The sequence below is a fragment of the Tomitella gaofuii genome (assembly GCF_014126825.1).
Taxonomy (GTDB): Bacteria; Actinomycetota; Actinomycetes; order Mycobacteriales; family Mycobacteriaceae; genus Tomitella; species Tomitella gaofuii.
Genome location: NZ_CP059900.1, coordinates 4,010,677 through 4,032,886, shown reverse-complemented (window position 1 = coordinate 4,032,886; position 22,210 = coordinate 4,010,677). Strand labels below are relative to the sequence as shown.

Annotated in this window: 18 protein-coding genes; 13 read left to right on the top strand and 5 right to left on the bottom strand. The window is 70.4% G+C overall.

What is annotated here, in order from left to right:
• Positions 1 to 9: 9 nt before the first annotated feature.
• On the bottom strand, positions 10 to 1,530 hold the full coding sequence (locus H4F70_RS18635) for an AMP-binding protein (RefSeq protein WP_182360524.1): 1,521 nt from the start codon (positions 1,528 to 1,530) through the stop codon (positions 10 to 12).
• 169 nt (positions 1,531 to 1,699) lie between these two features.
• Between H4F70_RS18635 and H4F70_RS18630 the strand changes: the two genes are divergently transcribed.
• Complete coding sequence (locus tag H4F70_RS18630) at positions 1,700 to 3,097, top strand: PucR family transcriptional regulator (RefSeq protein WP_182358303.1); 1,398 nt, start codon at positions 1,700 to 1,702, stop codon at positions 3,095 to 3,097.
• 531 nt (positions 3,098 to 3,628) lie between these two features.
• On the opposite strand, the gene H4F70_RS18625 is transcribed toward H4F70_RS18630, so the two are convergent.
• Together H4F70_RS18625 and H4F70_RS18620 are read right to left on the bottom strand one after the other, a co-directional pair.
• Entirely contained in the window at positions 3,629 to 4,261 is a 633-nt protein-coding gene (locus H4F70_RS18625) for a transglycosylase family protein (RefSeq protein WP_182358302.1), read from the bottom strand.
• 465 nt (positions 4,262 to 4,726) lie between these two features.
• Positions 4,727 to 5,605 (bottom strand): LysR family transcriptional regulator, encoded by an 879-nt coding sequence (locus H4F70_RS18620; protein ID WP_182358301.1) that lies wholly within the window; start codon positions 5,603 to 5,605, stop codon positions 4,727 to 4,729.
• Positions 5,606 to 5,698: 93 nt separating this feature from the next.
• On the opposite strand from H4F70_RS18620, the gene H4F70_RS18615 reads away from it, so the two are divergent.
• From H4F70_RS18615 to H4F70_RS18600, 4 genes are all read left to right on the top strand, one after another.
• The gene (locus H4F70_RS18615; protein WP_338064875.1) at positions 5,699 to 6,991 is read left to right on the top strand and encodes an MFS transporter; all 1,293 of its coding nucleotides are present in this window, start codon (positions 5,699 to 5,701) and stop codon (positions 6,989 to 6,991) included.
• 93 nt (positions 6,992 to 7,084) lie between these two features.
• Positions 7,085 to 7,675, top strand: a complete 591-nt coding sequence (locus tag H4F70_RS18610; RefSeq protein WP_182358300.1) for an acetate uptake transporter — start codon at positions 7,085 to 7,087, stop codon at positions 7,673 to 7,675.
• Between the two features lie 115 nt (positions 7,676 to 7,790).
• Positions 7,791 to 9,746 carry an acetate--CoA ligase gene (gene acs / locus H4F70_RS18605; RefSeq protein ID WP_182358299.1) on the top strand — a complete coding sequence of 652 codons (1,956 nt, stop codon included), beginning with the start codon at positions 7,791 to 7,793 and terminating at the stop codon, positions 9,744 to 9,746.
• Positions 9,747 to 9,984: 238 nt separating this feature from the next.
• Positions 9,985 to 10,944 carry a metal ABC transporter solute-binding protein, Zn/Mn family gene (locus H4F70_RS18600; protein ID WP_182358298.1) on the top strand — a complete coding sequence of 320 codons (960 nt, stop codon included), beginning with the start codon at positions 9,985 to 9,987 and terminating at the stop codon, positions 10,942 to 10,944.
• A 21-nt stretch (positions 10,945 to 10,965) separates the two neighbouring features.
• Here H4F70_RS18600 and H4F70_RS18595 read toward each other — a convergent pair whose 3' ends face one another.
• A complete protein-coding gene (locus H4F70_RS18595; RefSeq protein WP_182358297.1) occupies positions 10,966 to 11,826 on the bottom strand; it encodes an aldo/keto reductase in 861 nt (286 codons plus the stop codon).
• A gap of 281 nt (positions 11,827 to 12,107) precedes the next feature.
• Here H4F70_RS18595 and H4F70_RS18590 point away from each other — a divergent pair, with 281 nt between their 5' ends.
• The 8 genes from H4F70_RS18590 (at position 12,108) to H4F70_RS18555 (ending at position 21,299) form a co-directional block, all read left to right on the top strand.
• A complete protein-coding gene (locus H4F70_RS18590) occupies positions 12,108 to 12,971 on the top strand; it encodes an SDR family NAD(P)-dependent oxidoreductase (protein ID WP_182358296.1) in 864 nt (287 codons plus the stop codon).
• A 214-nt stretch (positions 12,972 to 13,185) separates the two neighbouring features.
• Positions 13,186 to 14,370 (top strand): acyl-CoA dehydrogenase family protein, encoded by a 1,185-nt coding sequence (locus tag H4F70_RS18585; RefSeq protein WP_182358295.1) that lies wholly within the window; start codon positions 13,186 to 13,188, stop codon positions 14,368 to 14,370.
• Between the two features lie 48 nt (positions 14,371 to 14,418).
• Positions 14,419 to 15,390 (top strand): VOC family protein, encoded by a 972-nt coding sequence (locus H4F70_RS18580; RefSeq protein ID WP_372497571.1) that lies wholly within the window; start codon positions 14,419 to 14,421, stop codon positions 15,388 to 15,390.
• A complete protein-coding gene (locus H4F70_RS18575) occupies positions 15,387 to 16,187 on the top strand; it encodes an SDR family NAD(P)-dependent oxidoreductase (protein WP_182358293.1) in 801 nt (266 codons plus the stop codon). The genes H4F70_RS18580 and H4F70_RS18575 overlap by 4 nt, the downstream gene beginning before the upstream one ends.
• 246 nt (positions 16,188 to 16,433) lie before the next feature.
• The gene (locus tag H4F70_RS18570; RefSeq protein WP_182358292.1) at positions 16,434 to 17,228 is read left to right on the top strand and encodes an IclR family transcriptional regulator; all 795 of its coding nucleotides are present in this window, start codon (positions 16,434 to 16,436) and stop codon (positions 17,226 to 17,228) included.
• 192 nt (positions 17,229 to 17,420) lie between these two features.
• Positions 17,421 to 18,692, top strand: a complete 1,272-nt coding sequence (locus H4F70_RS18565; protein ID WP_235681212.1) for an NADH:flavin oxidoreductase — start codon at positions 17,421 to 17,423, stop codon at positions 18,690 to 18,692.
• An 85-nt stretch (positions 18,693 to 18,777) separates the two neighbouring features.
• A complete protein-coding gene (locus H4F70_RS18560) occupies positions 18,778 to 19,530 on the top strand; it encodes an SDR family NAD(P)-dependent oxidoreductase (protein ID WP_182358291.1) in 753 nt (250 codons plus the stop codon).
• Positions 19,531 to 19,673: 143 nt separating this feature from the next.
• Positions 19,674 to 21,299 (top strand): ABC transporter substrate-binding protein, encoded by a 1,626-nt coding sequence (locus tag H4F70_RS18555; protein WP_182358290.1) that lies wholly within the window; start codon positions 19,674 to 19,676, stop codon positions 21,297 to 21,299.
• A 39-nt stretch (positions 21,300 to 21,338) separates the two neighbouring features.
• On the opposite strand, the gene H4F70_RS18550 is transcribed toward H4F70_RS18555, so the two are convergent.
• The gene (locus H4F70_RS18550) at positions 21,339 to 22,208 is read right to left on the bottom strand and encodes a TIGR03619 family F420-dependent LLM class oxidoreductase (protein WP_182358289.1); all 870 of its coding nucleotides are present in this window, start codon (positions 22,206 to 22,208) and stop codon (positions 21,339 to 21,341) included.
• Positions 22,209 to 22,210 lie beyond the last annotated feature (2 nt).

The window sequence follows — 22,210 nt, the reverse complement described above, 5'->3', positions numbered from 1 at the left end:
GCGGCCCGGTCAACCGAACCGTTCGCGCAGCCGGTGCTTGACGAGCTTGCCGGTGGGGGTGCGCGGGAGCTCGTCGACGAAGACCACGGACCGCGGCACCTTGTAGTGGGCGATCTCGGCACGGACGTAGGCGAGCAGTGCGTCGGCCAGTTCGGGTCCCGGCCGCACTCCGGGCGCGGGTTCGACGACGGCGAGGGGCACCTCGCCCAGCTCGTCGTCGGGCACCCCGATGACGGCGACGTCGAGGATGTCGGGATGCACGGTGAGGACGTTCTCGGACTCCTGCGGGTAGATGTTGACGCCACCGGAGATGATGGTGAAGGCCGCACGGTCGGTGAGGTAGAGGAACCCGTCGGTGTCGAGGTACCCGATGTCGCCGGTGGTGGCCCAGTTGTCGTGGTCGGGGTGCCGGGTGGCCTGCGTCTTCCCCGGATCGTTGTGGTATTCGAAGGTGGCGGTTTCGCGTTCGAAGTAGACGGTGCCCACCTGGCCGGCCGGCAGTTCGACGCCCTGCTCGTCGCAGATGTGCGCCGGTCCGAGCACACTGACCCCCACCGATCCCGGATGCGCCAGCGCCTGCGCGGAGTCGATGAAGGTGGCCCCCACGCCTTCGGTGGCGGCGTAGTACTCGTTGATGACGGGCCCCCACCACTCGATCATCCGGCGTTTGATCTCCGCGGGGCAGGGCGCGGCCGCGTGGATCGCGCAGCGCATGCTGGACACGTCGTAGCGTTCCCGCACGGCCGGGTCGAGTTTGAGCATGCGCACGAACATCGTGGGCACCCACTGGCTGTGCGTCACCTGGTGGCGCTCGATCAGCCGGAGCGAGTCCTCGGCGTCGAAGCGGTCCATCAGGATCACGGTGCCGCCGATGGACGTCACCATTCCGCAGAATCGCAGCGGCGCGGCGTGATACAGCGGCGCGGGGCACAGGTACACCGAGTCGGAGTCGAATCCGTAGATCGGTTTGAACACCGCGGTGTACGGGTCCGGTACCTCATCGACCGCCCCCTCCGGCAGCGGCGGCCGGATTCCCTTGGGCCGCCCCGTGGTGCCCGACGAGTACAGCATGTCCTGGCCGCGCGGCTGCCCGTCGAGCGGTGCGTCGGGCTGGGCGGAGAGCACCGTGTCGTAGTCGTCGTACCCGGCGACGGCGCCCCCGAACGCGACACGGTGCGGTACTGCGGGAAGCTCACCGTCCACGGCCGCGGCGGCCTCGGCGGAGACGAACAGTGCGCGGGCGCCGCAGTCGTCGATGACGAACCCGGCCTCCGCCGCCGTCAGCTGCCAGTTGACGGCGGTGATGTAGAGGCCGCTGCGCAGGGCGCCCCAGTAGACCTCCATCATCCGCACGTCGTTGCCGGACATCATGGCGGCGTGGTCGCCGGGGCGCAGCCCGGCGCCGCGCAGATAGTGGGCGACCCGTCGCGAGCGGCTTTCGAGGTCCCGGTAGGTGAGCACCTCCTGCGTCGCGGGGCGGATCACCGCGGCCTTGTCCGGCGTCGACTCGGCGACGGTGCCCGGATACAGGCTGCCGGTGACCGGGGGCAGTCCGGGTGCGGTCGGTTCGGGCGTCACGTGTGCCTCCACTCGTCATGAACGGTCGTACCATGCGGCGCCTGCGCAGGGAGGCGGAATGCCTGCCGTCCGTGCGGGCCGCCGGTGCGTGGCGGCGCTCCGTGCGACTATCTTGGGAGCCATGGCGGGAGTACCCATCAACGGTCGCTCTGAGCGCGCGCATCCGGTGATGGATCCGCACGCGGACGCGGCAGGCGATCTGGTCGGCGACGTCGTCGTCGACGTGGCGGCGAACATGGAGCGTGATCTCGACGCCAACTCGGCCGAGGTGAAAGAGCTGCTGGAGTCGCATTTCCCGGAGATGCGCGGCGACCGGCACTGGGCCGATCTGCTGCGCGCCAGCATCGCCAGCAATGTCGAGACCGTGCTGCATGCGCTGCGGCACGGGATTCCCGCCGGGGGCATCTCTCCGCCCGCCGCGGCGGCGGAGTTCGCCCGTCGGATGGCGCAGCACGAGGTCCCCGTGGAGGTGCTCGTCCGCTCGTACCGGATGGGGCTCGCGGCCATGCAGGACGGCTTCCTGCGGCGCATGACCGTGCTGCTGACCGGTCCGGGCGCGCCGGGAGACGCCGCCGAGCGTGGCCGCCGGGCGGAACCCGAGGTCATCCTCGCCGCGGTGCGCCACACGCTGCGCCTGTCGTACGAGTACATCGACTCGATCACCGAGCAACTCACCGGGATCTATTGCGAGGAGCGAGACCGTTGGCACACAGGTGGGAACAGCCTGCGCGTCGAACAGGTGCGCAGGGTCCTCGACGGCGACGGTGAACGCGATGCCGCCTCGTACCTGCACTACGACCTCGACCAGGCCCACATCGCGGCGGTGCTGTGGCTGCCCGAGGACGCGGACCGCGCGGGCGGACCGGGGACGCTGGAGCGTGCGGTGCGTTCGCTCGGGGGGATCGTGGGCGCGGCGGGTGCGCCGCTGGCGGTGACGGCCGACGAGCTGAGCGTCTGGGCGTGGTACCCGCTCGACCAGATCACCGGGATGCTGCTCGACGGGGGGCGGGTGCGCGCGGCGTGGGACCGCGCGCCCGACGCCGCCGGCCGTTCTCCGCGCCCGGGCCCGCGGGTGTCCGTGGCCCTGGGAACGGTGGGTCAGGGGATCGACGGTTTCCGGCGTTCGCACGAGCACGCGATGCTCGCGCGGTCGGTGGCGGCGATGGCGGACCGCCCGGCCGGCAGGGCCACCGGTTACGACGAGCCCGGCCTGTCCGCGGTCGCGATGCTGTGCACCGACCTGCGCGCGACGTCCTCGTGGGTGGCGGAGACGCTGGGACCGCTTGCGGACGATGATGAGTCGGCCGCGCGTCTGCGCGAAACCATCCGCATGTTCTACCTGCACGGCGCCAGCCACAAGTCGGCGGCGACGGCACTGCACCTGCACGCCAACACGGTGAAGTACCGGATCCGGCGCGCCGAGGAGATGCTGGGGCGGCCTCTGCAGCAGAACCGGTCGAGCATCGAACTGGCGGTGCTGATCTGCTACTGGCTGGGGTCCGAGGTGCTCGTCGCCTGAGGAGTGGCTGCGGCCCGTCGCGTCCTGGCGGGGAAGTTGGGGCCCGGCCGCACCCCAATGGGGGGAGGGGTGGGCGCGGCCGGGGTGTGCGTCTCACGCGCAGCATCGGGGGGTTACGCTGCCCGGAGCCCGCGGCGGCTGTGCCTGCCGGCGGGTTCACGCACATCGGGCGCCTCATGAGGGAGTCGAGCCGCTCGTCGGGCGCCCTGCCTTTGACAGTACTTGCGCAGGCATGATCCGCGCATGTGCGCGCGTGACCGAGTTTCCGTGATGGTTTGTGCTTGCGGTACAAAATGGGACGGATGTTCAGGTTGAATTACCGATTGCCCACGTAGAGATGGGACGGCGGCCAGGTTTTCCCGGAGCGCCGCCCGGGGAAGAGTGCGGGCAACGGCGCGGGGGCATCACCGGACGCGCGAGACCCCCGGGCGGGGCCCGGGGGTCTCGTGTGATCGTCCGCGATCAGGTGCGCGTCCCAGACGCGTGGTTCATGCTGCAGACGCGCGGGTCATGCGACCGGCGACGCCGGGGTCACTTCACCAGGTCGATGATCTGGCCGGGGAAGATGAGGTTGATGTCGGCCACCTGCGGTGCCAGCTCGCCCATCGGAACGTCGAAGGCGAGGGCGATCTGCGAGAGCGTGTCGCCCAGCTTGACGGTGTAGGTGCCGTCGGCGTTCTGGGTCAGCTGCGAGGCCGACGAGCCGGTATCGGTGGCGGGGGCCTGCTCGTACGAGGTGCTGTCGGAGGTGTCCTGCTGGCCGCCCGACTGGTCGTAGGAGGTCTCCTGGTAGGAGGTGGTCTGGGTCTGCTGCCCGCCGTCGCCGCCGGTGCCGCCGCCGCTGAGGTACTGGCCGCACACGGGCCAGGCGCCGGGGCCCTGGGTCTGCAGGACGTTCTCCGCCACGCGGATCTGCTCGGCCTTGCTGGCGTTGGCGGGGCTGCCGGTGCCGCCATTGGCCGCCCAGGTGGACGGGCTGAACTGGAGCCCGCCGTAATAGCCGTTGCCGGTGTTGGTGGACCAGTTGCCGCCGGACTCGCACTGGGCGACGCCGGACCAGTCGGCCGCCGACGCGGTGCCGGCCCCGATGGCCAGGGGGGCGCCGATGACGATCCCGGCGGCGGCGACGGTGCCGAGCGTGCGCTTGATGGTGATTCCGGTCATGTGAAGTCTTTCCTCTCCGTGCCGCTGTGATGCGGGTGGTGGGCCGCGTCGACGGGGCGATCGCCCGGTCCGCTGTGCCCGCCTGTGCTGATTCCGCGTGCGCACCCTGCCCTCGAAGGTTTTCGGTCTGTCGGATCGCGGGGCAGGATGCGGCGGCGGTCCGACGTTCACCCGCTGTGTTCGGGCTGCCGACGACACTAGGGGAAGATCACGAGAAGGTCACGGGCAGATCTACACGCCGTTATTCGTGACGTGCCGCATAGCGGGTTGAATCGTCGCTGGTGGGCGCCGGGAATGGAGCGCAGCCGGCGGTCTGAATTCGCCGGAATTGTGATGGAGGCCATAGGTCATCTGTGCATCACGTCACGGATTTTGAGCCCCGATTACGCCGCGAACGTGCTGTTCAGCGTGCTGAATGCGTCGTTGGAGCCCAGGAGTGCACGGGTGTGCGCCGTGCGGCGGGAATCATGCGGGAAGGCCCAGCATCGCTGTGAAAGCGCGTGCCGCGGGATTGGTGAGTGGAAGTGCCGCGCGGCCGATGAGGGCGAGAGTACGCGCCGGTGGCCCCGGTGCGAGTGCGATACACGGCAGGCCGCTGCGCTGCGCGATGGGCGCGGGTACGACCGCTGCGCCGAGTCCGTGCCGCACCAGCGCCAGCGCCTGGTCCATCTCGGAGGTGCGGAAGGTGATGTTCCTGCCGACACCGGCGTTGTCGAAAAGCGACTCGACGAACGTCTGCAGCCCGAGGCCCGCCTGGAAGTCGACGAATCGGACGCGCGCCAGTTCGTCGAGCCGCACCTCGTCCCGCCCCGCCAGGGGGTGATCGTCGCCCACGATGAGGCTGAGCGTCTCGGCGTAGTCGACGAGCGTGCTCAGGCCCGCTGGGACGGGGGCGGCGTCGAGGGCGACGAATGCCAGGTCCAGCCTGCCCGCCATGACATCGGCCATGAGGTCGAGCGTGGGCGCCTCGCGCAACGTCACCTCCACCGCCGGGTGGGCGGCGTGGAAGCCGGCGATGGCGGCGGGCAGGTCGACGGCGGTGAACGTCTGGACCGCTCCGAGCGCCAGGGAACCCGAGTCCGCGCTGCGGACTGCGGCGGCCGTGGCACGCGCCGCCGCGACTTCGAGCCGGATCCGACGGGCATGCGGGAGCAGCGCCGCGCCGGCGGATGTGAGCAGCACATGCCGCGTGGTGCGCTCGAAGAGGAGAAAGCCCAGCTCGTCCTCCAGCGCTCGGATCGACGCGCTGAGCCCGGACTGGGAGATGCGGGACTCCGCCGCGGCCCGGGTGAAGCTGCCGGATTCCGCCACGGCCACGAAGTGCTCGAGCTTGCGTGGGTCCATCCGGTCAACCTACCTGCAGTCACAAGCGATTGTGGTTAATCACATCGCATTGATGTGTTGGACAGTGCAATCACGGACGTCGACGATCGACCTATGACGGAACCACGGAACAGGAAGGCGACGGCGCAGGACCCGACGGCGTCGGCACCGCAACAGCAGGGGCCGGCGCGGCCGCATGGACGGCTCGACCCGCGCCTGGTGCTGATCATGGCCCTCGCCTCGGGCCTGGTGGTGGCCAACAGCTACTACGCCCAGCCGCTGGTCGACACGATCGCCGGCGACCTGCATGCGTCGACCACTGCGGTCGGGCTGGTGGTCACAGCCTCGCAAGTGGGGTACGCGCTCGGTCTGGCGCTGCTCGTGCCGCTCGGCGACCTTGTCGATCGGCGGCGCATGCTCACCGTGCTGCTGCTCGGCACGTTCGCCTGCCTGCTTGCGATGGTCTTCGCGCCGGGCTGGCAGGTGCTGGCGGCGGCGGCGGTGCTGGTGGGTCTCGGCTCGGTGGTCGGCCAGGTTCTTGTGCCTTTGGCCGCCGAACTGGCGCGGGAGGACGAACGCGGCCGGGTGATCGGCAACGTCATGACCGGCCTGCTGCTGGGGATTCTGCTGTCGCGGGTGGTGTCGGGGCTCATCGCGTCGGTGGCGGGCTGGCGCGCCGTCTTCGTGGTCGCTGCGGGTCTGATGCTGGTCACCTGCGTGCTGGTGCGGATGCTGCCGTCGTCGCCCGGCACCGCGCGCGATGCGGACGGGGCCCCGCTGACCTACGGCAGGCTTCTGCGTTCGGTGATCACCATCGTCGCCGAGGAGCCGGTGCTGCGGCTGCGCATCGGCTACGGCATGGCCACCTACGCGTCGTTCGGCGTGTTCTGGACGTCCATCGGATTCGTCCTGGCGGGCCCGGACTACGGGTGGTCCGATGCGCGGATCGGCCTCTTCACGCTGTTCGGTGTGGCCGGGGCTGTGGCCGCGCGATTCGCCGGCCGACTCGCCGACCGCGGATTCGCCCACATTCAGACCGGCGTCTTCCTGGCGCTCACCGTGGCATCGTTCGCACTGCTGGGTGCGGGACGGACGCATGTCGTGCTGTTGGCCGTCGGCGTGGCTCTGCTGGACCTGGGGATCCAGGGGACGCACATCAGCAACCAGTCGGTGTTCTATCCGCTGCGCCCGGAGGCCCGCAGCCGCCTCAACACCGCCTACATGACCACGTACTTCACCGCCGGGTCGGTGGGCTCGGTGGCGTCCGCGTTGATCTACCCCGCATTCGGTTGGGCCGGCGTCTGCCTTGCGGGCGGAGCGTTCCCGCTGGTGGGGCTTGCGTTGTGGTGTCGCGAGCACGCAATGCTCAGGCGCGCGCGGCAGCGGGCCGAACCCCACCCCCGTTAGGGGGGAGGCGCGCCTTCGGCCCTTGTGCTCCACGTCACTATGCCTACGCTGAAGTGCAGTTGTTCACTGGATAGGAATGATCGAGGAGGGGCCATGACACAGCCATCGACCAGCCGCATCCCGGGTGCGCACATAGCGGATCCCGGGGCGCTGGGCCTGGGCGCGTTCGCTCTCACCACCTTCGTGCTCAGCGTCGTCAACGCCGGCCTCGTCGACGCGGAGCCGGTGGTCTTCGGTCTCGCGCTCGCGTACGGCGGCATCGTGCAGTTCGCGGCGGGGCTGTGGGAGTTCGCCAAGGGCAACACCTTCGGCGCCACCGCGTTCTGCTCGTACGGCGGGTTCTGGATCTCGTTCTGGTACCTGACCAGCTACACCGACCTCACCGGCCTCCCCGGCAACAGTGCCGAACACGGCGTCGCGGTCTATCTGCTCGCATGGGGCATCTTCACCACCTACATGCTCGTCGCGTCGCTGCGCACCAACTGGGCCATCTTCACGGTCCTCCTGCTGCTGGCCCCCACCTACTTCGTGCTCGCCGCCGGAGACTTCTCCGGAAGCGAAGCCGTGGCGCACGCGGGCGGCTGGCTCGGCATCCTCACGGCCATCGCCGCCTGGTACACGTCCTTCGCCGTCGTGACCAACGCGACCTTCAAGAAGACGGTGCTGCCGGTGGGGCCGCGCTGAACCCCGGACTGCCGGGCCGGGCCCTTCGGCCCGGCAGTCGGCATGTTCCGTCCCACAGACCGCTCCCGTGCGAGCACGATGGAAAGTACCCGGCACGGACATCACTAAGGAGACGATGACAGTGTCCACAGAGCAGACAATCGCCGCGCTCGCCCGCGAGAGTCGCACCTTCGCGCCGCCGGCCGATTTCGCGGCGAACGCCAACGTCAAGGCCGACGCGTACGAGCTCGCCGAGAAGGACCGACTGGGCTTCTGGGACGAGGCCGCGCAGCGCATCACCTGGGCCGAGCCCTACACCGACGTCCTCGACTGGTCGGGCGCCCCGCATGCCAAGTGGTATGTGGGCGGCAAGCTCAACGCCACCTACAACTGCGTGGACCGGCACGTGGAGGCCGGCCTGGGCGATCGCGTCGCCTACCACTTCGAAGGCGAAGGCGGCGACACCCGCACCATCACCTACTCCGACCTGCAGGACGAGGTGTGCAAGGCGGCCAACGCGCTGATCGAGCTGGGCGTCAAGACCGGCGACCGCGTGGCCATCTACATGCCGATGATCCCCGAGACGGTGTTCGCGATGCTCGCGTGCGCCCGCATCGGCGCCCCGCACACCGTCATCTTCGGCGGCTTCTCGTCCAAGGCCATCGCCGACCGCGTCCAGGACTGCGGCGTCGAATTCGTCATCACCGCCGACGGCGGCTACCGCAAGGGCAAGGCGTCGCCGCTCAAGGCGGCCGTCGACGAGGCGCTCAAGAGCTGCCCCGACGTACACACGGTGCTGGTGGTCAAGCGCACCGGCCAGGAGATCGACTGGACCGAGGGGCGCGACAAGTGGTGGTCGGACGCCGTCGACGGGCAGTCGGCCCAGCACACCCCCGAAGCCTTCGACGCCGAGCACCCGCTGTACATCATGTACTCGTCGGGCACCACGGGTAAGCCCAAGGGCATCCTGCACACCACCGGCGGCTACATGGTGGGCACCTCGTACACGCACTACGCGGTGTTCGACATCAAGCCCGAGACGGACGTTTTCTGGACGGCCGCCGACATCGGCTGGGTCACCGGGCACTCGTACATCGTCTACGGTCCGCTCGCCAACGCCACCACCTCGATCATGTACGAGGGCACGCCCGATACCCCGCACCAGGGCCGCTGGTGGGAGATCGTGCAGAAGTACAAGGCCACCATCCTGTACTGCGCGCCCACGGCCATCCGCACGTTCATGAAGTGGGGCCACCAGATCCCCGCCGAGTACGACCTCTCCTCGCTGCGCCTCATCGGCTCGGTGGGCGAGCCCATCAACCCCGAGGCGTGGGTCTGGTACCGCAAGAACATCGGCGGCGACCGCACCCCGGTGGTCGACACGTGGTGGCAGACGGAGAACGGGCAGATCCTCATCAGCCCGCTGCCCGGCGTCACGGCCACCAAGCCCGGCGCCGCCATGCGCCCGCTGCCCGGCATCGTCGCCGACGTCTACAACGAGGAGGGGCAGCCCGTCGGCAACAACGAGGGCGGCTACCTGGTGGTCACGGAGCCCTGGCCCGGCATGCTGCGCACCCTGTGGGGCGATGACGACCGCTTCCAGCGCACCTACTGGGATCGCTTCCCGGGCGTGTACTTCGCCGGGGACGGCGCCAAGCGCGACCAGGACGGCGACATCTGGGTGATCGGCCGCGTCGACGACGTCATGAACGTCTCGGGCCACCGCCTGTCCACCACCGAGATCGAGTCGGCGCTGGTCTCCCACGACGCCGTCGCCGAGGCCGCCGTGGTGGGCGCCGCCGACGCCACCACCGGCCAGTCGATCGAGGCGTTCGTGATCCTCAAGGAGAGCGCGCAAGGCGGCGGCGACGACATCGTCGCCATCCTGCGTCAGCACGTGCGCGAGGAGATCGGCGCGATCGCCAGCCCCCGCTCGATCATGCTGGTCGAGGAACTGCCCAAGACGCGCTCGGGCAAGATCATGCGCCGCCTGCTGCGCGACATCGCCGAGAACCGCGAGCCGGGCGACTCCACCACGCTCGCCGACTCGTCGGTGGTCGAGCGCATCCGCAAGGAGGTCACGGGCGGGTAGCCCCCGGAATCACCGCACACCCCCGGCCCTCCCCGTCGTCATCACGAGGGGAGGGCCGGGGCATGTCCGGTTCCCGGCGTCTCCACTATTGTTAATGATTATCATATGCAATAGTGATGCCGGACGGGCCCGCGGCCGCGGGCCCACGGGCGTGAGGATGCGGATGTTCAAGCGAGTACGTGCAACCGGGACGATGGACACGGATGGAGCCGCTGCGCGGCGCGTACCGCGGTGCAGGGTGGGCCGCGCCGGACGGGCAGGCCTGGCGGTGGCGGCCGTCGTCGCCGCGCTGGGCGCATCGGCATGCGGGTCCGGGACCGGATCCGGTGGCGGCGCGGCGGACGGGGCCGCCGTCACCGTCGTCGCATCCACGCGGGTGTGGCAGGACATCGCTGCGGCCGTGGGCGGAGACACGGCGACGACCACGACGATCATCCCCGCCGGGGCGGACCCGCACGAGTTCGAGGCCGCCGCCGGGGATGTGCTCACGGTGGCCGACGCGGACATCGTCGTCATGAACGGCGGCGGGTACGACGACTTCGTCGCAGGCCTGGTCCGCAGCGCGGGCGGCGGCGCGCAGATCATCGACGCCTACGCGCTGCACGGGGACGCCGGCCACGGAGGTGCCGCCGGCAGCGACGGGCACGCGGCGCACGATCACGGTGCCGGCGAGCGCGGTGTCAACGAGCACGTCTGGTTCGACTTCGACACCGTTGGTGCCGCGGCGGACGCCCTGGCCGAGGGCATGGCGGAGCGCGATCCGGACCACGCGGCGGGATACCGCTCGCGGGCCGCGGCGCTGCGCGCGCGCCTGGCGGAACTCGGAGAGCAGGCCGACGCGATCGCCGCGCAGGCGCCGGCCCCGGTGCTGTCCACCGAACCGGTGGCGCACTACCTGCTCGAGCGAGCGGGCGTCGAGGACCTCACGCCGCCGGGGTTCGGCGAGGCCATGGAGCACGGCAGCGACCCCGCTCCCGCGGACATCGCGCGGATGCGGGAGCTCCTGGCGCAGGGGACGGTGGCCGCGCTGGTGTACAACACGCAGGCGGACGGCCCGGCCGCGCGCGCGGTGCGCCAGGATGCTGAGGCCGCCGGGGTCCCGGTGGTCGAGGTGGCCGAGACCCCGCCCGGCGGTATCGGATACACGGACTGGGTGTCGGGCATCCTGGACCGGCTGGGCATGGCCGTGACCGCCTGACCGGCCGGCACCCGGTGCGGGTCAGACCCGGTCGAAGGTGTCCGGGTCCGGGCCCACGCGGCCGTCCGCGCCGCGGTCGAGCGAGGAGAGCCGGGCCATCGCGTCGCCGCCCAGCTCGAAGTCGAACAAGGCGAAGTTCTCCCGCATCCGCGCCGGTGACATGGACTTGGGGAAGACGATGTCGCCGCGCTGCAGGTGCCAGCGCAGCACCACCTGCGCGGCGGTGCGGCCGAGCGACTCCGCGAGCTCCTGCACCACCGGCTCGTCCATCACGGCGCCCTGCGCCAGCGGCGACCACGCCTCCACGGCGATGCCCTGTTCGCGGCAGAACGTGCGCACCTCCTCGTTGCCGAACCGCGGGTGCACCTCCACCTGGTTCACCGCGGGGGCCGTGTCGGCGTCGCCGAGCAGGCGTTGCAGGTGCGGCACCTGGAAGTTGGAGACGCCGATGCTGCGGGCACGGCCGTCCGCGGCGAACTCCTCGAGCACCTTCCACGTGCTGACGAAATCGCCGCCGTATCGGGTGGGCAGCGGCCAATGGATGAGGAAGAGGTCGAGGTAGTCGGTGCCGAGCTTCGCCAGCGACTCCTCGAACGAGCGGCGGGCATCGTCGGGCCGATGGTTGTTGTTGTTGAGTTTGCTGGTGAGGAACAGGTCCGAGCGGCTTATCCCGGAGGCGGCGATCCCGGCGCCCACCTCGGCCTCGTTGCCGTACATCTGCGCGGTGTCGATGTGCCGGTAGCCGGTCTCCAGCGCGGCGCCCACCGCGGCGGCGGCGTCGGCGGGGGCCACCTTGAAGGTGCCGTAGCCGAGCTGCGGGATGCTCCGGCCCGAGTTCAGGGCGATCTGCGGATCTGCGTTGCTGTCTGCGGAATCGATCATGACTCCGATGGTGCCGCCCGCGGGCCGGATGCGCATCGTCTGTAGGCACCGAGGATCCGGGAATGACACTAGATTCACATTCTGTGGCCCCCGGACGGTGGGAAACCACCGTCCGGGGGCCACAGAATGTGAAGTGGGTGTCACGACGTCCCACACGGCCGGAGAAGCCCGCGCGCCGTCGCCCCTGCCCGTGACAGAGTCGCAGTGATCGCTGGCACGGCCGTGATCGATCGCAGGCACAGCACGGCCGCCAGGCGCGGCCGACGGCGAAGGAGTGGGGAATGGGCTTGACTTCGGACAGGGTGATCGTGGTGACCGGTGCGAGCCGGGGAGCCGGCAAAGGCATCGCGCTGGGACTCGCGGGGCCGGGGACCACCGTGTACGTCACCGGCCGCACGCGCAACGAGGGCGACGCTCCATTGCCGGGGACGGTGCAGGCCACGGCCGACGAGATCACCGCCCGCGGCGGCACGGGTGTGCCCGTGATCTGCGACCACGCCGACGACGCGCAGGTGGCCGCGCTGTTCGAACGCGTGCGGGCCGAGCATGGACGGCTCGACATCCTGGTCAACAACGCGTTGGTGGTGCACGACGATCTGGCCAAGAAGGGCCCCTTCTGGGAAAAGCCGCTGTCGATGCAGGCGGTGCTCGACGTGGGCTTGCGTTCGACGTACGTCGCGAGCTGGCATGCGGCACCGCTGATGGTGGCGGGCGGTGAGGGGCTGATCGTCAACACCTCGTCGTTCGGCGCGCGGTGCTACATGCACGGCCCCGCCTATGGCGCCGGGAAGGCCGCCGTGGACAAGATGGCGCACGATATGGCGCACGACCTGCGGCCGTACGGGGTCGCGGCGCTGTCGCTGTGGATGGGCATGCTCAAGACCGAGCGCACCGCCGCGGCGTTCGAGGCGAATGCGGAGGCGTACAAGCAGTTCGCGGCGCACGCGGAGAGCGCCGAGTTCCCCGGCCGGGTGATCGACGCGCTGGCCCGCGACCCGCAACTGATGGACCGCTCGGGGGAGGTGCTGATCGGCGCGGAGGTGGCCCGCGAGCTCGGCGTGACCGACATCGACGGGGGGCAGCCGCCGTCGCATAGGGGGTTCCTGGGCGATCCGACGGAGTTCAGCGAGGGCGTGGTGGAGTGAGGCCCGGCTGCCTGCCGGCGTTGCGTGGTGGTGGGGGAAGGCCGAGCGAGGGCGTGGTGGAGTGAAGCCCGGGCCGTCCCGCAGGGTGGTACGAACCCGTCCCGTGGGGCGGGAAGTTTGTGTTGGGGGACACAGCCCGCTGTGAGTGTTGTGGCATAGGCGCCGCGTGGTCCACCGCGTCGGCACCGGTGACGACACGGCCTCGGGAGGCGTAATGGGCAACAAGGTTCTCGACTACATCGAGGAGCACGCGGACGAGCTGTTCGCGCAGGGGGCGGAGGCCGAGAAGATCGGCAAACTCACCGACAAGACGGTGCGGTTGCTGGTGGAGGCGGACGCGATGCGGATGCTGCAGCCGGCCGAGTACGGCGGGTTGGAATACCGGCCGCGGCAGTTCGCGGAGACGGTGATGCGCCTGGCGTCGCTGGATCCGGCGGCGGGCTGGGTGCTGGGGGTGTGCGGGGTGCACCCGTGGCAGTTGGCCTACAACGACAAGCGGGTGCGTGAGGAGGTGTGGGGCGAGGACAGCAGCATCTGGATGGCCTCGCCGTACATGCCCGGGGGGCTTCTGGTGCCCCGCGGCGACGGCACCTACAGCTTCAGCGGTAACTGGTCGTTCTCGTCGGGCACCGACCACTGCAGGTGGGCGTTCCTGGGGGCCATGCTCGCGGACGAGAACGGCGCGATGGTGCAGCCGCCGCAGATGGTGCACGTGATCGTGCCGCGCGGCGACTACGAGATCATCGACGATTCGTGGGACGTGGTGGGCCTGCGCGGCACGGGCAGCAAGGATCTGGTGATCAAGGACGCCGTGGTGCCCGAGTACCGCACGATGACCTGGGAGGACGTTTCCGAGGGGACCGGGCAGGAGCGGTCCGGGCGGACGGAGACGCTCTACCAGGTGCCATGGTCGGCCATGTTCCCGATGGGCATCACCGCGGCCACGATCGGCATCTGCGAGGGGCTGCTGCGGCTGGCCGAGGAGTATCAGGCCGAGCGCATCGACGCCAACGGGGCGAAGGTCAAGGACGACCCGTACACCATGTACGAGTTCGGCGAGCTCACCGCCGATTTGCGGGCGGCGCGCGCGGAGTTGCTGGCCAACGCCGACTTCTTCTGGGATGTCACGGAAAGCGGGCGCAAGGCCACGTTCGCCGAGCGCGCGCAGGGCCGTGCGACGCAGGTGCGTGCCGCGTGGCGGGCCGTGGAGGCGGCCAACGCGATCTATGCGCGCTGCGGCGGCAACGCGCTGCGCATGGACAAGCCGATGCAGCGGTTCTGGCGTGATGCGCAGGCGGGCATCCACCATGCGATCCACTCGCCGAACACCGTCTACCACGCCGCGACTCTCAGCGCGCTCGGCGCGGAGCCGCAGGGGCCGCTGCGGAAGATGATCTGACGGGCGACCTGACACAGCACGGAAGGACGGGAGCACATCATGGCCGACGTGAACAGAGCCGGCGCGACGAACCCGCGCGAGATTCGCGCGCTGGGCTACATCGAGGTCCAGACGAACGACATGGAGCGCTGGCGGAAGCTGGCGTTCGGGGTGCTGGGTTTCGCGGAGGGGGCGGGGCCCGATGAGAGGGCGCTGTACCTGCGGATGGACGAGCGGGCGGCGCGGATCATCGTCACGCCCGGCGAGACCGATGGCGTGACGGTGGTCGGTTGGGAGGTGCGCGACCAGGAGGCGCTCGACCGGGTGCGCGAGCAGGTCGGCGCCGCGGGCATCGAGGTGCGGGACCTGACGCAGCAGGAGGCGGATGGGCGCCGGGTGGAGGCGGCGATCGCGTTCACCGACCCGGCCGGCACGCAACTCGAGGTGTTCCACGGGGCGCTGCTCGATCACAGCCCGGTGGTGACGCCGTTCGGGGCGAAGTTCGTCACCGGCGCGCAGGGGCTGGGGCATGTGGTGATCCCGGTGCCGGATCAGGGTGCCGCCTACGACTTCTACGTCAAGACCCTCGGGTTCCTGCCGCGCGGCGCCTACCGGATGGGCGCGTCCGAGCCCACGGAGGCCGAGTTGGCGGCGGCCGAGCACGCCGCGCCGGGCGATGGCCCTCTGCGGATCCGGTTCTTCGGGGTCAACGAGCGCCATCACTCGCTGGCGATGATGCCCTCGCCCAAGCAGGGGCCGGGGCTGATCCACGTGATGGTGGAGGTGGACACTCTCGACGCGGTGGGCCAGGCACAGGATCGCGTGGTGGCCGAGGGGATTTCGCTGTCGTCGACGATCGGCCGGCACACCAACGACAAGATGGTGTCGTTCTACGTGCGGGCACCGGGCGGCTGGGACATCGAGTTCGGCTGCGAGGGAATGCTGGTCGACGAGGAGCACTACACGGCCGAGGAGATCACGGCCGACAGCTACTGGGGCCACGACTGGTCCGGCTCCGAACCGCTGGCGGTGATCTCGTGAGCGCCGTCGAGCTCGACGCGCGGAAGTACGGACCGTGGGCGGTCATCGCCGGCGGTTCGGAGGCCGTGGGCGCCGAGTTCGCGCACCTGATCGCGAAGGCGGGGCTCAATCTGCTGCTCATCGCCCGCAAGGAGGGCCCGCTCGAGGAGACCGCGGAGGCCGTCCGTGCGCACGGCACCGAGGTCCGCACGCTCAGCGTGGACCTGGTGGACCCGGGCGCCATCGAGGCGATCGCGGCGGCGACGGCGGACCTCGAGGTGGGGCTGCTCGTGGTCAACGCGGGCGCCAACACCTACGGACATGAGTTCGTCACCAGCGACCTCGACGCGTTCCGCAAGGTGCTGACGCTGAACATCGACCGCAAACTCGAGATCACCCACCTGTTCGGCGGTCCGATGCGTGAACGAGGCCGCGGCGGGATCATCCTGCTCGGCTCGGTCACCGGCTTCGTCGGCTGCACCCACATGAGCGTGTACTCGGGGGCCAAGGCGTTCAGCAGGATCTTCACCGAGGGTCTGTGGCTGGAGATGCGGGAGTACGACGTGGACGTGCTCGCCCTGACAGCGGGCGTCACGCGCACCCCGGCGATGGAGCGCGCGGGTCTGCGGTTCGATACCCCCGGCCTCAACGTGTCGGATCCTGCGGACGTGGCCCGCGAGGGCCTGGAGCACCTCGCCGACGGCCCGGTCTGGATCGTCGAGGACCACTACGGCAAGGCCGTGGAACGTTCGAGCTTCCCCCGCGACGAGCAGGTGCTCGCCGAGGCCGCCGAGGTCGCGCAGATGATGGGGCGCTAGGGCACGAAGTCTATGGGGCGCTGAGGCACGAAGTCGACGGGGCGCTGAGTATCTGTCGGTGCCGATTGCGCCCGCCGCACACCGGCCGCCGTTTCCGGAGCGTACAGCCCCGGCGACGGCGGCCGGCGTGCTGTGCAGTGGGACCGCGGGCCGACGGATCCGTGTGACCGCGTTAACGTCGGAGGGCGATGGTGGCGGTGATGACAGTCGCAGTGGTATCGACTGCGGAGGGAGCGGAGGCCGGCGATGGGCTATCGGAAGGATGAGGCCGGAAGCCTGTCGATGCTCGACAGGCTGGACTTGATCCTCGACGTGGTCGAGGACGCCGGATTCCTCACCCTGTCCGGTGTCGTCGAACGTACCGGGTTGGCCCGCTCGACGGCGCACCGGCTGCTGACACACCTGGAACGCAAGCGCTGGCTGTTCCGGGTGGGCTCCAACTACGAGCTGGGCCCGCGACTGTTCGACCTGGGCACCAAGGGCGTGCGCAACCACTGGTTCTACCGTGGCGCGTTGCCCGCGCTGCATCGCCTGCACGCGCAGACGGGTTTCGTGGTGCACATGGCCTATCTCGACGGGCCCGAGGTCGTGTACTGGGAGAAGATCGGGCCCGGGCGGTTCGGCGCCGCGGTGCCGACACGGATCGGCGGCCGCAATCCGGCGCACACCACAGCGCTCGGCAAGGCGTTGCTGGCAGTGCAGCCGCGCGGCATGGTCGACAGTCTCGCGCCGTTCGCGCCCGCCACCGAGCGCACCGTCTGCACCCCGGCCGCCCTGCATCAGGAGCTGGACGAGGTGCGCCGACGCGGATACGCCCTGGACCGCGGCGAGGCGTTGCGCGGCGTCGGCTGCTACGCCACCGCAGTGCAGGCGGGCGCCGACGATTCGGTGAACGCGTACCGCATGACCGCCGCCATCTCGGTGTGCGTCCCGGTCGACCGGCTGGATGTGCGACTGGTGGCGCCGCTGCTCTCGGCGAAGAAGCAGATCATCGACGCGGCGCGCATCAACCCCATGACCGAGCCGGCGGACAAGGACTGACGGTCACGGGCCTGTGCGCATCGGCCTGCCGGGCCTGCGCGGGGCGCGGGTTCGGCGCCGGTGCGACGGGCCATCCCCCTGGGCGGGATTCTTCCGGCGCGGCCCACATCAGGTAGGCAATGTGAGTGGCATCACGTTATGAGAGAGGTGCCGCTGTTGTCTTCCACCCCGCAATCTCCGGACGCGCGTCCCGTGCGCACGATCCCGATCACCGCGTCGTCGACGCCGAGCCCGTTCGACCCGGCCACGCTGGGGCCCGTCCGCGTGCCGAACCGGATCATCAAGGCGGCGACGTCGGAGGGGCGCTCCCCGGAGGGCCTGGTCACGCAGGACTTGATCGACTTCCACCTGGGCTTCGTCCGGGGCGGCGTGGGCATGACCACCATCGCCTACTGTTGCGTGAGCCCCGAGGGCAAGTCGGCCCCCGGCCAGATCGTGATGAGCCCGGAGGCGGTGCCGGGGCTGCGCCGGCTGGCCGATGCCGTGCACGCGGAGGGCGCGGCCGTGTCGGCGCAGCTGGGGCACGCCGGCCCGGTGGGCTCGAAGAAGATCACCGGCGTCACGCCCACGGCCCCCAGCAAGTTCGTCAACCCCACCTCGTTCGAGTACTGCCGCCCCATCACCCGGGCGGAGATCGCGCGGGTCACCGAGCAGTTCGCCGCGGCCGCCCAGGTGGCGGTCGACGCGGGGCTCGACGCGGTGGAGCTGCACTTCGGCCACAACTACCTGCCGAGCGCGTTCCTGAGCCCCCTGCTCAACCGCCGCAAGGACGAGTACGGCGGCGGCATCGACAACCGGTCGCGCCTGGTGCGCGAGATCGCCCGGGCCGTGCGCGAGCGGGTGGGCGACGCGATCGCCGTGACCGCGAAGATCAGCATGATCGACGGGGTGCCGGGCGGGATCAAGCTGGCGGAGTCGCTGCGCACCGCGCAGCTGCTGGACGCCGACGCGAACCTGGACGCGATCCTGCTCACCGAGGGGTCCTCGGTGGTGCGGCAGATGTACCTGTTCCGCGGGGAGGTGCCGGTGGAGGACTTCGCCGCGCTGATGAAGCAGCCGGTGAAGACCGGGGTGCGGTTGTTCGGCAAGAAGGTGCTGGGCGAGTTCCCGTATGAGGACCTCTACATGCTCGAGGCGGCACGCCAGTTCGTCCCGGTGGTGAAGAACAGCAAGCTGATCCTGCTCGGCGGCATCACCAACCGTGACCACATGGAGGCGGGGATGCGCGAGGGGTTCGACTTCGTCGCCATGGGCCGGGCGCTGCTGCGTGAGCCCGGCCTCGTCAACGCGGTCCGCGAGGACCGCGACAAGCAGACGCTGTGCACACACTGCAACCGGTGCATGTACACGGTCTACGGGCGGACGCACTGTGTGCTGGACCCGGAGTCCGCGTTCGGCCCCGCGACGGAGGCGCCCGCCGCGGCGGCTCCCGCCTCGATCGCCGGCCTGGCCGCACACGCCTGACCGCGCCGCGATGCGGAACCGTCTCGCCGCAGTATCGAACCCACGCGCTGCACTATCGACAGAATCAATGGAAGGACCGGTGGACATGCCGATCAAGGACAAGGTCGCCCTGGTGACGGGCGCCGGCCAGGGGGTCGGGCAGGGCATCGCGTTCGCGCTGGCCGAGCGCGGTGCGCGGCTGGCGCTGGCGGGCCGCACCTACGAGAAGGTGGAGCAGACCGCCAAGGAGATCCGTGAACGCGGGCGCGACGCGCAGGCGTTCACCTGCGACGTCACCGACGAGTACGAGGTGGCGACCCTGGCGGACAAGGTGGTGGACCACTTCGGTTCGCTGTCGATCCTGGTCAACAACGCCCAGACGGTGATCAACGGCCGGCTGCTCGACATCACCGACGACGACTACGCCATGGTGATGGACTCCGGGCCGCTGGCCACGCTGCGGCTCATGCGCGCATGCCACCCGCACCTGTCGGGCGGCGGCGCGATCGTCAACCTGGGCTCAGCCGCGGGAGTCCGTTGGGACCCTTCGGGATACGGGATCTATGCGGCGTCCAAGGAGGCTATCCGGGCGCTCACCCGCACCGCTGCGTGCGAGTGGGCCGACGACGGCATCCGCGTCAACGCGATCCTGCCGCTGTCGACCTCGCCGGGGCTCGCCACCTGGGCCGAGCAGCGCCCCGACGAGGCGGAGGCCTACCTGAGCACGGTGCCGCTGCACCGCTTCGGGGATCCCGAGAGCGACATCGGCGCGGCCGTCGCATTCCTGTGCGGCGACGAGGCCGGGTACATCACCGGTCATTCGCTGCCCGTGGACGGCGGGCAGGTGCTCATGCGCTGATCTGTCGCCGCGGCGGCGACGAGGAGTACGGGGCGCAGACGGGGGAGCGGCGGGCCGGCGGGGCGGCCCGCCGGCCAGGGGAACCATCCGGCGGGCACGGGGGCGATGACGCCTGCCTTCATGCGGAAACAGGGAGAACGATCATGGTCAAAGGGATCAGACGGCAAGGGATCAGACGAGGAGCGCAGGCCGCCGCGGTGTTCTGCGGCGCCGCGCTGGTGCTCACGGGCTGCGTGAGTGCAGGGTCCGACGGCGGTGCCACCGCGGCGACGGCGTCGGACGGCGAGGTCACGGTCGGCATCATCGGCGACCAGCCGGACGGCGGCGACCCCGTGGACGGCGGCGTGCTGCGCTTCGCGTCCTACGCTCCCGTGCGCAGCCTCGACCCGGTGAAGACGCAGGCGTCGGGCACGACCGGCGGCACGGAGCTGGCCGCGGTGTACGACGTGCTGGTGCGGTACGACGCGGTGAAGGACGAGTACGAGCCGCGCCTGGCCGAGTCGCTGGAGGAGAGCGACGACGGCCTGACCTGGACTCTGAAGTTGCGCGACGGGATCACCTTCAGCGACGGGACGCCGCTCGACGCCGCCGCCGTGGTGGCCAGCACCGAGCGGTACAACAGGCTCAACGGGCCGGACGCCCAGGTGTTCACCGATAGCGTCGCTTCCGTCGAGGCGAAGGACCCGTCGACGGTGGTCTATACGCTGAATCAGCCGTGGCACCAGTTCCCGGCGATGCTGTCGCTGGGGCACGGGATGATCGTCGCCCCGTCCGCCGGTGAGGGTGCGGACTTCACCCCCATCGGCGCGGGTCCGTTCACGGTGGAGTCCCTGGGCCAGAACGAGCTGAAACTCGTCGCGCGTGAGGACTACTGGGATGGGGCGCCGCATCTCGACGGACTGTCGTTCGTGACCATCGCAGGCGAGAAGCCGAAGATCGACTCGCTGGCCAACGGCGACATCGAGATGGCCTACCTGCGCGATCCGACCTATGTGGCGCAGGCTAAGCAGAAGTTCCCGGGCTACCTGCACCGTTACAGCCTCACCGACCAGATCCAGCTCAACAGCCGGCCCGGCAGGCCCGGTGCGGATGAACGCATCCGCCAGGCGGTGCAGTATGCGCTCGATCCTGAGGCCGTGAACCAGCGGGTGGACGGCGGGATCGGGGATCCCGGCACGGAGATCTTCCCGGAATGGTCCAAGTGGCACGACGATGCGCAGGCCGCGCCCACCTTCGACCCGGACAAGGCGCGTGCGCTGGTCGAGGAGGCCAAGGCGGACGGGGCGGCCACCCGGCTGACCTACGTCAGCGTCCAGGACGACCGCTCGCAGAAGTACGCCCTGACGACGGAGGCGATGCTCGAGAACGTGGGCCTGACGGTGGACATCGACTTCGTCCCGACGGTCACCGACATGGTGCGGCGCCTGTACGTCGACCACGACTACGACATCGGCTACACGGCGCTGAGCCTGCCGGACGCGGCACCGTACATCCGGCTGTACAGCGCGCTCAGCAGCACGTCCACCAACAATTCGTCCGGCTATCACAGCGAGCAGATGGACGCGCTGCTGGCGAAGATCCAGCAGGCGCCGGACGAGGACGCCAAGCGGGCGGCGTTCGCCGAGCTGCAGCAGCAGTTCACCGAACACGCGCCGATGGTGCCGATGGCCTCCGGGAGTAACTTCGTCGCCTGGTCGCCGAACGTCTACGGCGTGACGCCGACGATGGACAGCGTGATGCTGTTCGACGAGGCGTGGGTCAAGAAGTAGCCGGCGGCCGCCAGGCCGAAGCCGGCGCGAGGCGGGTGCTCAGCCGAGCTGGGCGCCCGCCTCGCGCGCGCGCTCCGCGAGGGCCGCGAGCTGCTCGCGGTAGTGCGCGGCGCTGCGCGCGGCGATGGTGATCGTGGCGATCGTCGCGCCCGCGTCCCGGGTGGCCTCCAGCGCGGCCCGGCATCCGGCCGGATCGCCGGCGGGGTCGACGGCCGACTCGGCGGACAGCACCACCTCGAACCCGCCCGGAAGGTCGCGGCCCGCCAGCATCTCGGACAGGCGGGCGTGCGGCAGGCCGAACGGCACCCACCCGTCGCCGAGCTCGACGGCACGGCGCAGCGACCGCAGGGTGCGCCCGCCCACCCACATCGGCACCCGCTCCTGCACCGCGGCGGGCGAGACGATCCAGTCGTCGTAGGTGAAGTGCGTGCCCGAGTACGACGGCGCGGTGCGCCCCAGCGAGGCGCGCAGCGCGCGCATGGCGTCGTCGGCCGCCGCGCCGCGGCCGTCGAACTGCGCGCCGATCAGCTCGAACTCCTCCTGGAGGCTTCCCACCCCGACGCCGAGGATCAGCCGACCGCCGCTGACGGCGTCGAGCGTGCCGTAGCGCTTGGCGACGTCGAGCGGGTGGTGGTAGCCGAGCACCAGCACCTGGGTGGCGAACTTGATCCGCCGTGTGCGGGCGGCGAGGTAGCCGAAGGTGGCCAGCGGATCCCAGTAGGTGCCGCCGCGCTCGGCGGCGACGTCGGTGGGGATGGCCACGTGCTCGCTGCAGGTCATGTGGTGGAAGCCGAGGTCGTCGGCCTCGGCGGCGATGTCGGCGAGCTCGGCGATGCCGGCCTCCGCCTCCCACGCGCTGGCCGACGCCGGGTGGTGCACCACCACCGGCGAGAAGATGCCGATCTTCATAA